This window comes from Streptomyces sp. CBMA156 (assembly GCF_014596515.1).
In the GTDB taxonomy this organism is placed as follows: domain Bacteria; phylum Actinomycetota; class Actinomycetes; order Streptomycetales; family Streptomycetaceae; genus Kitasatospora.
On sequence record NZ_MSJQ01000144.1, the window covers coordinates 1 to 10,148 of the forward strand.

The 10,148-nt window shown below is 72.9% G+C and carries 5 protein-coding genes and 1 pseudogene; 2 read left to right on the top strand and 4 right to left on the bottom strand.

The window, feature by feature from the left end; translation table 11 throughout:
- The 4 genes and pseudogenes from BU198_RS12230 to BU198_RS12245 form a co-directional block, all read right to left on the bottom strand.
- Positions 1-482, bottom strand: a pseudogene (locus tag BU198_RS12230) (hypothetical protein); the annotation flags it as partial.
- Between the two features lie 370 nt (positions 483-852).
- Complete coding sequence (locus BU198_RS12235) at positions 853-1,881, bottom strand: hypothetical protein (protein WP_188296871.1); 1,029 nt, start codon at positions 1,879-1,881, stop codon at positions 853-855.
- A gap of 198 nt (positions 1,882-2,079) precedes the next feature.
- A complete protein-coding gene (locus BU198_RS12240) occupies positions 2,080-2,985 on the bottom strand; it encodes a hypothetical protein (RefSeq protein ID WP_223244282.1) in 906 nt (301 codons plus the stop codon).
- A 279-nt stretch (positions 2,986-3,264) separates the two neighbouring features.
- Positions 3,265-7,149, bottom strand: coding sequence for a SpaA isopeptide-forming pilin-related protein (locus tag BU198_RS12245; protein WP_188296872.1), 3,885 nt, complete (start codon positions 7,147-7,149; stop codon positions 3,265-3,267).
- A 280-nt stretch (positions 7,150-7,429) separates the two neighbouring features.
- Between BU198_RS12245 and hcp the strand changes: the two genes are divergently transcribed.
- Entirely contained in the window at positions 7,430-9,100 is a 1,671-nt protein-coding gene (hcp, locus tag BU198_RS12250) for a hydroxylamine reductase (RefSeq protein WP_188296873.1), read from the top strand.
- Positions 9,097-10,148: 2Fe-2S iron-sulfur cluster binding domain-containing protein (locus BU198_RS12255; protein ID WP_317620086.1), on the top strand; the 1,052-nt coding region annotated here is incomplete at its 3' end. The genes hcp and BU198_RS12255, both read left to right, overlap by 4 nt.

Sequence of the window (10,148 nt, forward strand, 5' to 3'; positions counted from 1 at the left end):
GTCCCGGCACCGGCGGGCGCCGGCTCCGGCAGGTGCGCCGGCGCGGGGGTGAGCCCGGCGCCGGTGACGATCCGCCGCACCAGCGGCTGGTCCGTGTCGTACGTCCCGGTCACCGCGACGACGCCGTCGTTCGCCCGGATCACGTGCGCGACGGGGCTGGAACCCTCCTGGTCCGGTGTGGCGCCGGCGGCGGGCTCGACCAGCAGGGCCTCGGTGCGGCCGACCAGCCGCGGCGGGCAGACCTGCTGCTCGCCCGGGTGACCGAGGTACACGGCGTGCCGGTCGAAACGGACACAGGTCTTCGGGTCCGCGGTCAGATCCACCACCGGCCAGGCCGCGGGCACGTGGAAGACGCGGCCCTGGTACGTCACCGCCTTGGTGTCCGGACTTCCGGCGGCAGCGGCCGCGGCGGAGCCGGTGGCGGCGGCAACCGCCGTGAGCACGGCCGTCGCGACGGCCGCGGCGCTCCGGAGCGCTGTCATACGGGTCTTCACCCAGATCTCTCCTGACATGACGGAAGGCCGCGCGCCGAGGAGTCGGCCGCGCGGCGTCGGCGGCCACCCTATCCACGCCCGCCGCGTGGCGGGCCGGCCGGCGGCGGGCGTCGTGCCGCAGGGGGCGGCGGACGAGGCGGACCGCCGCCCGTGACCGGTCGTCAGGTCCGGCCCGCCGGGCCCGGGGCCGCGTTTCTCAACGGCGGAACGGGCCCCGCCGCTTCGCCGGCGCGACGGGCCGTACCGTCGTCACCGGGGGCGGCGTGTCGAGCAGGGCCGCGACGGCGTGGAGGAAGGCGCGGGCCTCGGCGGTCATCCCGGTCCGGTGCAGGCGGTGGCGGTCCGCCCGCCCGCCGGATCAGCCGTCGATCAGGGTCAGTCCGGGGTAGACGTCCTGCCAGCGGTAGCGACGGCAGTGGAAGTGCCAGTAGGCGAAGGCCGTCATGTAGCGTTCGAGGTGCGGGCGCTGCTCGTCGGTGGCGAGGTCGAGCACACGGCGGTAGGCGGCGAGACCGCTGTCGAGGCTCCGGCGGTAGGCGGCGAGGTAGGGGATGTTCTCGCTCACCGCGCGGCGGTGGATCCGGCTGGCGGTGAAGTCCTCGCCGTGCACGGCCTCCTTGTAGAAGGACAGGACGTCGTTGACGTCGTTGAGGAAGGCGACGCAGGAGCTCAGCGCCGCCGTCCAGAAGGCCCGGTGGCGGGTGGCGCTCAGACAGGGGTCGGTGAACTGGAGCGAGGTGAACCAGAACTGGGAGAACCCGTTGAAGACGCGGACGAAGTCGCTGTCGACCTCGTCGGACGCCTCCGGCGTGAACTCCGACTCCATCAGGACGCCGGCGATCGCGTTGTAGAAGAAGGTCTTGAAGACGGCGAGGAAGGTCGGATCGCAGTGCCGCGCGACCTCGCCGAACATGTGCCGGATGTACCGCGCGTTCGGCGAGGACGCGCCCTGCCCGGGCAGCATGCCGGCCCGCAGGATGACCTCGGCCTCCGCCCTGTCGTGGCAGCACACGTCGTCGGTGTTGGTGGTGAACACCCAGATGCGGTCCAGGGCGAGCGCGAGGGCGTCGTCGGCGACGGGCACCATGAGGGCGCGCATCAGCGTGATGTGGTCCGTGGTGGCCGGGGGGACCGTGACACCGAACGCCGCGAACTCGGCGGTGAGCAACCGGGCGTCGGCGCGGGCCTGCGCGAGGTCCACGGGCGGATCGAAGGGTTCGGTGAAGGCGATCATCCCGTCGACCAGGCCCGAGTCCAGGACGCCCGCGACCATGCTGCGGTGCCGGGGATCGGGAACGGCTTCGAGGCCGCTCCTCGCGGTGTAGTGGAGGGTGTCCAGGCCAGGCGGTCGAGGGTGTCTGATCGTCGGGCGGTCCGTCGGGTCCATGCCGCATCCCTCCGTACGTCGTCTCCGGCCGGCGGCGGCGGAACGCACCTGCACGGCCGCGCCGATCCTCACACGGCCGCTACGCCCGCCGCCCGCTGACACGGCGTTCCGAACTCGACCGGGTGTACGCCGCCCACAGGAGTTGACGGAAGTGGGACGCGTGGGGCACGTGGGCCCCCGCCGTGCGCGGCGGCGGGCTCACCCGTCTCGCAGCAGGGCGTCCAGCGGACGGTCGACCGCCTGCGCGGCGGGCCTGGTCAGGTGCAGGGCCGTGTGGAAGAGACCGTCGGTCTCCTTGCCGCGGGGGTCGTCCCCGGCCGCCGACACGGCCGCGACGGCGTACGCCTGCTCGTCGGGGCCGGTGAAGCGGCGCTGCGGATAGGTGCGAACGGTGTCCCTCTCCGTGGTCAGGCCCAGCACGGCCAGTCCGTCGGAGACGTTCCGGTAGGAGCCCGTCCGCAGGACGAAGGCCGCCACCCAGGGCGGCTGCTGCCTGCCCTCCAGCAGTGGACGGAAGGTGCGGGCGGACAGGAAGCTCGCCCCGCCGGTCAGGGTGATCAGCCGGGTGCCGCGGGTGGCCCGGCTCAACTCCCGGCTGGGCGGGGTGGTTTCCAGGTTCTCGACGAACCCGGCATCGAGCAGACCAGCGGCGAGACCGTAGCCGACGGCCGGCGCGGAGATGTCGAGGCCGATAACGGGTACGGCGTCCGGACGACGGCGCGCCGCGTAGAACTCCCGGTCCGAGGCGATCAGTTCGGCGGTCGTCAGGCGGGCTGCCCCCGGTGAGGTGTAGCGGTCGTGCAACTCCTCCAGCGTCACGTGGTGGTTGAGCAGCGCCGCGTTGATCCCGTACGAGCAGCAGACGTCCAGGACCGTGGCCGGTTGCTCGTCGCCCCGGCCGCCGGCCGGGCGCGGGGAAGCCTCGGGGAGGCCGACAGGAGACAGGAGCCCGCGGAAGACGCGCTGGGCGTGATGGGGCGTCTGGTACTCCAGCGCCCCCAGGACCTCGAAGTACGACCGAGGGTCCGGCCGGCCGTAGATGTCGTCGAAGCCGGTCATCTGCGTGGCCGTACCCGGTGTGTGCTCGTTCCCAGCCGCGGTCATCGGGGCGCCTCCTCGTTCGGGTGAGACAGGCTTAGCGCACCGGGCGGCCTGCCGGAAAGGGCGCCGATCCGGACACGGGCGGGCCCCCTCGGTTCGGCAGGGGGCTGACCGGGCGGGCTCCCACCATGCCTGTCACCCCGTCGTCCTGACTCCGCCGCAGGCCCGTCCCGGCCCGGACCGGAACACCCTCCCGGCCGCACAGACGGCTGACCCTCACCGACGGCGTCCACCGTCGGTGAGGGTCGTGCCCTCACGGGCTCACTGGCCGGAGCGGGTCGGTCAGGCGCGCTCCTCGTCCGAGTCCGTCGCGGGTGTGCCGTGTCCGTGCGGATGCGGCTCGTGCCCAGGCTCATGTCCCGGCTCGTGCCCGGGCTCGTGCCCAGGCTCATGCCCGGGCTCGTGTCCCGGCTCCCACGGGTGCTCGTCCGGCGGGCAGGGAGTGGGCGGGCAGGGCGGCGGCGGGCACTTGCTGTCCTTGACCGTGATCGCCACGCACCGGCAGTCGTCGGTCAACTCGACCGTGCTCACCGCGGGTTGCGGCAGGCTGTAACCCTCGGGTGCGGAGACCTCCTGCCAGTAGTACGTGCCCAACGGCAGGTCCGCCGCAGAACAGACACCCGACGCCGGGGTCACGCACGGAGCGCCCACCGCGGTGTCCGGGTTCGTCCCGGAGGTCTGTAGCCCGGGAACTCCGTTGGTCTCGTGCCACAGCTGGAACGTCGCCCCCGCCAGGGGGTGTCCGGTCTCGGCGTCGACCTTGGTGACCGAGGTGGACCCGGTCCCGGCAGCGGTCTTGGTGTCCCTGACCGTCACCTGGACGTCCGGCGCGTTGGTGTCGAGGACGACCGTGGTCACCGTCTGCCCCGGCAGGTCGTAGCCGGGCGGGGCCGCGACCTCCTGCCAGTAGTAGGTACCCAACGGCAGGTCCGCCGCCGAACAGACACCCGACGCCGGGGTCACACACGGGACCCCGACGGTGGTGTCCGGGTTGATCCCGATGGTCTGAAGCCCGGGAACCCCGTTGCTCTCGTGCCACAGCTGGAACGTCGCCCCCGCCAACGGCTGCGACGTCGCGGAGTCCACCTTCGTCACACTGGTGGACCCGGTCACGACAGCGGACTTGGTGTCCCTGACCGTCACCTGGACGTTCTGCCCGTTGGTGTCGAGGACGACCGTGGTCACCGTCTGCCCCGGCAGGTCGTAGCCGGGCGGGGCCGCGACCTCCTGCCAGTAGTACGTGCCCAACGGCAGGTCCGCCGCCGAACAGACACCCGACGCCGGGGTCACACACGGGGCCCCGACGGTGGTGTCCGGGTTGATCCCGGTGGTCTGAAGCCCGGGAACCCCGTTGCTCTCGTGCCACAGCTGGAAGGTCCCGCCCGCCAGCGCCAGCCCCGTCGCGGAGTCGACCTTGTGGACGGTGGTGGACGCGGTCGGCGCGACGGTCCTGGTGTCGGCGACGGTGACCGCGACGTTCTGCCCGTCCATGGCCAGCACGACCTGGGTCACGGTGTTCGCCGGCAGGTCGTAGCCGGGAGGTGCCGCCGTCTCCTGCCAGTAGTACGTGCCCAACGGCAGGCCACTCGCCGAGCACACACCCGACGCCGGCGTCACACACGGAGACCCGACGGCGGTGTCCGGGTTAGCACCCGAGGTCTGCAAGCCCGCAACCCCGTTGGTCTCATGCCACAGCTGGAACGTCGCCCCCGCCAACGGCAACGAGCTCACGGAGTCCACCTTCGTCACACTGGTGGACCCGGTCGGCGCGACGGTCGCGGTGTCACCGACCGTCACCGGAACGCTCTGCCCATCCGTCGCCAGCACGACCTGGGTCACAGTGTTCGCCGGCAGGTCGTACCCGGGCGGCGCCGCCGTCTCCTGCCAGTAGTACGTGCCCAACGGCAGCTCATTCGCCGAACACATACCCGACGCCGGCGTCACACACGGAGACCCGACGGCGGTGTCCGGGTTAGCACCCGAGGTCTGAAGCCCAGCGACCCCGTTGGTCTCGTGCCACAACTGGAACGTCGCCCCCGCCAACGGCAACGAGGTCGCGGAGTCCACCTTCGTCACGGAGGTGGACCCGCTCGGAAGGAGCGTCAGCGTGTCCCGGACCGTGACCGGAACGGTCTGCCCTGCGGTGTCGAGGACCACCGTCGTCACCTCGGGCTGCGGCAGGTCGTACCCGGGCGGCGGCGCTGTCTCCTCCCAGTAGTACGTCCCCAGCGGCAGGCCCGTCGCCGAACACACACCCGACGCCGAGGTCACACACGGCGCACCCACAGCAGTGTCCGGGGTCGCACCCGAGGTCTGCAAGCCCGAGACCCCGTTGGTCTCGTGCCACAACTGGAACGTCGCCCCCGCCAACGGCAACGAGGTGACGGAGTCCACCTTCGTCACACTGGTCGAGGCGGTCGGCGCGACCGTCGCGGTGTCGCCGACCGTCACCGGAACGCTCTGCCCGTCCGTGGCCAGCACGACCGGGGTCACGTTGTCCGCGGGCAGGTCGTACCCGGGCGGCGCCACGGTCTCCTGCCAGTAGTAGGTGCCCAGCGGCAGGTCGCTCGCCGAGCAGACACCCGAGGCCGGGGTCACGCACGGCGCGCCCACCGCGGTGTCCGGGTTCGCCCCCGTGGCCTGCAACCCGGGAACGCCGTTGGTCTCGTGCCACAACTGGAACGTCGCCCCCGCCAACGGCAGCGATGTCGCGGAGTCCACCTTCGTCACGGAGGTGGACCCGCTCGGAAGGACCGTCAGCGTGTCCCGGACCGTCACCGGGACGGTCTGCCCCGCGGTGTCGAGGACCACCGTCGTCACCGCGGGCTGCGGCAGGTCGTACCCGGGCGGCGCCGCCGTCTCCTCCCAGTAGTACGTCCCCAGCGGCAGGTCACTCGCCGAACAGACACCCGACGCCGGGGTCACACACGGCGCACCCACAGCAGTGTCCGGGGTCGCACCCGAGGTCTGAAGCCCAGCGACCCCGTTGGTCTCGTGCCACAACTGGAACGTCGCCCCCGCCAACGGCAGCGAGCTCACGAAGTCGACCTTCGTCACGCTGGTCGAGGCGGTGGGGGCCGGAGCGCCGCACTCCGGGAGGTCGCCGTTGAAGGGGTAGGCGTGGAACTCGGTGCCGGTCATGCCGCCGCCGGAGTTCTGGAGCAGCGAGCCGGTGGTGAAGAACCGTCCGTTCAGGCCGGGCAGGCTCATCGTCGCGTTGCTGGCCGGGTTGCCGACCAGCACGCTGCCCTGGAACTGCCCGGATCCCTTCAGGGTGACGGTCGTCGCGGTCGGGAAGTTCCACAGCAGGCGCTCGCGCAGCTGGTTCAGGGGGTCGGTGTCCACCAGGCTGCCGCTGAAGGTGTTGATGGTGCGGGCGTCGCCCGTGAGGTTGACGAGCACCGTCGCGTTCGCGGGGATGCCGGCGAACGTGAGGCCCTGGGCGCCGCCGCCGTTCCCCACCAGGTCGAAGTCGACGTTGAAGACCTGGAGGGTGGAGGTGCCGTCGCCGGTGAACAGGGTCTCGAACCCCAGGTTGACGGCGGTTCCGGTGGGAGGGCGGGGTGTGCCGACCCCGGCGTAGCACTCGCTCGCCGTCTGCAGCTGCCCGCGCAGCGGCGTGTAGGCGGCCACGGCCTGCGGGTCGTGGACAGTCGTGCTGGTGATGGTGCCGGTGGCCGTGCCCGCGTAGCGGACGACGCCGCCCTCGGCCAGGAGCGTCTGCCCCGGGGCCACGGTGACGTTGCCGCCGGCGGTGAGGAAGTCGGCCCCGTCCGGCGGGGGGACCCGTGAGCCGACCCCGACGATGCCGATGTTGTACACGGAGCTGCCGCCGGCGGCCTTGTTCACGTCGAAGTTGCCGAGGGTCACCACGTGCCCCTCGGCCTCGGCGGCCGACTCCCTGGCGAGGAAGTCGCCGCCGACGAAGATGTTCACGCCCTCGTCGCGGCCGGCGAAGGGGCCGTTGTTGATCGGCGGGAAGGTCGCCGGGCAGTCCGCGCCCAGGCAGGGCCCGAGGCCTCCCGGGAGGCCGGCCGCGGAGGCGGCCGTCGGTGCGATGAGCGACATGCCGAAGGGGACGAGCGTCAGGGCCAGGGCGGAACCCATCGCCCTGCCGAGTCGGCGTCTCCAGGTGACGGCGGTCGCCGGATTCTGACTGGGCTTCACCTCAGTCCTTTCATCATATGAATGCGGCACAGCCCTCGGAGTGTGCTCAGCCGGAGCGCCGGGCAGCGGTGACACGCGGACGGTTTCGCCTGAACGCCGCGCCAGGTGCACCCGATCGGACGCACCGGCTGCGGTGGACGCGGTCGCCGACTGGGTCTCCCGGCCCCGGATTGGGGCCCTCCGGCCCTGATGTCCCGTCAGTGGCGGTCCCATCCTGGACTCGTCGGGGCCCGTACCGCCGCCTCGTCCGAACGACACCACGAGTCCCCGGAGGACCCGCATGTTCTGCTTCCAGTGCGAACAGACCGACCGCACCGGCGCCACTCCCGGCTGCGCCGGTCCGATCGGCAACTGCGGCAAGGATTCCCCCACTTCGGACCTCCAGGACCTCCTGATCCACGCGGTCAAGGGCATCTCCCAGTACGCCGCGAAGGCCCGCGCCCTCGGCGACCCGGACGACGAGGCGGCGGCCTTCGTCCTGTACGCGGTCTTCACCACCCTCACCAACGTCAACTTCAACCCCACCCGCTTCGCCGCCCTGATCCAGCTGGCCGTGGGTGTCCGCGACCGCACCCGGGACCGGTACGAGCGGGCCGCGCGCGCCGCCGGGCAGGAGCCGGAGACGCTCCGGGGCCCGGCCGCCTGGACCCCGGGGGCCGACCCGGCCGCGCTCGTCGGCCAGGCACCGGCCGTCCGGGTGGACATCGGGCTCCCCCTGGCCGGGCCCGAGGTGGTCGGGCTGCGCTCGCTGCACCTCTACGCGCTGAAGGGGATCTGCGCCTACGCCCACCACGCCGACGTGCTCGGCCGCCGCAGCACCGAGGTCCTCGGTGGCGTCGAGGACGCCCTCGCCTACCTGGCCGGCGAGCCGACCGACCCCGCCGAGCTGCTGGAGCGCGCCGTCGGTCTGGGCCGGCTGAACCTCGCGGCGATCGAGTTGCTCGACGCCGCCAACACCGGCACCTACGGCCCCCAGCAGCCCACCGCCGTCCGCACCACCCCGGTCGCGGGGAAGGCGATCCTGGTCAGCGGCCACGACCTGCGGGACCTGGAGGCCGTCCTGGTGCAGACCAGGGACACCGGCATCAACGTCTACACCCACGGCGAGATGCTGCCCGCCCACGCCTACCCGCTGCTCAAGGCCCATCCGCACCTGGCCGGCAACTACGGCGGCGCCTGGCAGGACCAGCAGCAGGAGTTCGCCGCCTTCCCCGGCCCGATCCTGATGACCTCCAACTGCATCATCGAACCGCACGTCAGCTACCGCCGCCGGATCTTCACCGCGGGGCCGGTCGGCTGGCCCGGCGTCCGGCACCTCGCCGACCACGACTTCCGCCCGCTGATCCAGGCCGCCCAGGCCCTGCCCGGCTACCCGGAGACCGCGGCCGAGGAGGAGGCCGTCACCGTCGGCTTCGGCCGTGACGCGGTGCTCGCGGTCGCCGACCAGGTGGTGCACGCGGTCCGCGAGGGCGCCATCCGGCACTTCTTCCTGGTCGGCGGCTGCGACGGGCCCACCCCCGGACGCGACTACTTCACCGACTTCGCCCTCGGCGCGCCGCAGGACACCGTGGTGCTCACCCTCGGCTGCGCCAAGTACCGCTTCAACCGGCACGACTTCGGCGAGATCGCCGGACTCCCCCGGCTGCTCGACCTCGGGCAGTGCAACGACACCTACTCCGCCATCCGGATCGCCACCGCGCTGGCCGACGCCTTCGACTGCGAGGTCGACGACCTGCCGCTCACCCTGGCGCTGTCCTGGACCGAGCAGAAGGCCGTCGCGGTGCTGCTCACCCTGCTCGCGCTGGGCATCCGCAACATCCACCTCGGCCCGTCGCTGCCCGGCTTCCTGACCCCCGCCCTGGTCGACGAGCTGGTGCGGCGGTTCAACCTGCGGCTGATCGACGACCCGGCAGCCGACCTGGCCGCGGCACTCGAACGGTCGGCCTCGTGAGCACGGACACCCACGCGGGCCCGGACGGCCTGGCCGGCCTGGTGGGCCCGGGCGGTCCGGCCGCTGCCGCCGGCTCGTACCCGGTCGCCCTGACCACCAGCGACGGCGGCCGGCTGGAGTTCGACTGCGCCCCCGGCCGCAGCGTGCTGGAGGCGGCCGCGGAGGCCGGCGCCGCCCTGCCCGCCTCCTGCCGCCGGGGCACCTGCGGCTCCTGCCACGCCTCGGCCGCCGAAGGACCGTACGACCTCGGCCCGCACAGCGAGCAGGCTCTCCCGCCCGAGGAGCGCGAGCGCGGCGGGGTGCTGCTCTGCCGCACCTTCCCCCGCGGGCCGCTGACGGCCACCCTGCCGTACGAGCAGTCCCGCATCCTGTACGGCGGCGTCCCGGTCCGCGAGGCCACTGTCAGTGTGGTGGACCGGGTGACACCGGACACCGTGCGGCTGGCGCTGCTCCTCGACGACCCGGACTGCCAGTTCGACCCGGGCCAGTTCATGGAACTCCAGGCTCCCGGCAGCGAGCTGAGGCGCGCGTACTCGCTCGCCAACACGGGCAACTGGGAGGGCCGGCTGGAGTTCTTCGTCCGGCTGCGGGAGGGCGGGCACTTCTCCTCCTACCTCGCCGGCCGGGCCCGCCCGGGGGACCGGCTCGCCGTGCACGGCCCGCAGGGCGCCTTCGGCCTGCGCGAGACCGGGCTCCGCCCGCGCTGGTTCGTGGCCGGCGGCACCGGGCTGGCCCCGCTGCTGGCGATGGTCCGCCGGATGGCCGAGTGGCAGGATCCGCAGCCCGCCCGGCTGTTCCTCGGCGTCAACACACCGCGGGACGTCTTCGGCCTGGACGAACTCGCCGCCGTGGCAGCCGAGTTGCCGGGCTTCCGGCACGAGGTCTGCGTCCGGGAGCCGGCCCCCGGCTGGTCCGGCCCGACCGGCACTCCGGCGGACCTGCTGGCCGCCGCCCTGCCCGACCTCGGCGGCGGCACACCGGACCTGTACGTCTGCGGACCGCCGCCGCTGGTCGACGCCGTCCTGCGCGCTGCCGCGCGGGGCGGGGT

Coding starts and splice junctions, on each gene's coding strand:
- BU198_RS12235 (WP_188296871.1), bottom strand. CDS start 1,881: ATGGACCCGACGGACCGCCCGACGATCAGACACCCTCGACCGCCTGGC.
- BU198_RS12240 (WP_223244282.1), bottom strand. CDS start 2,985: ATGACCGCGGCTGGGAACGAGCACACACCGGGTACGGCCACGCAGATG.
- hcp (WP_188296873.1), top strand. CDS start 7,430: ATGTTCTGCTTCCAGTGCGAACAGACCGACCGCACCGGCGCCACTCCC.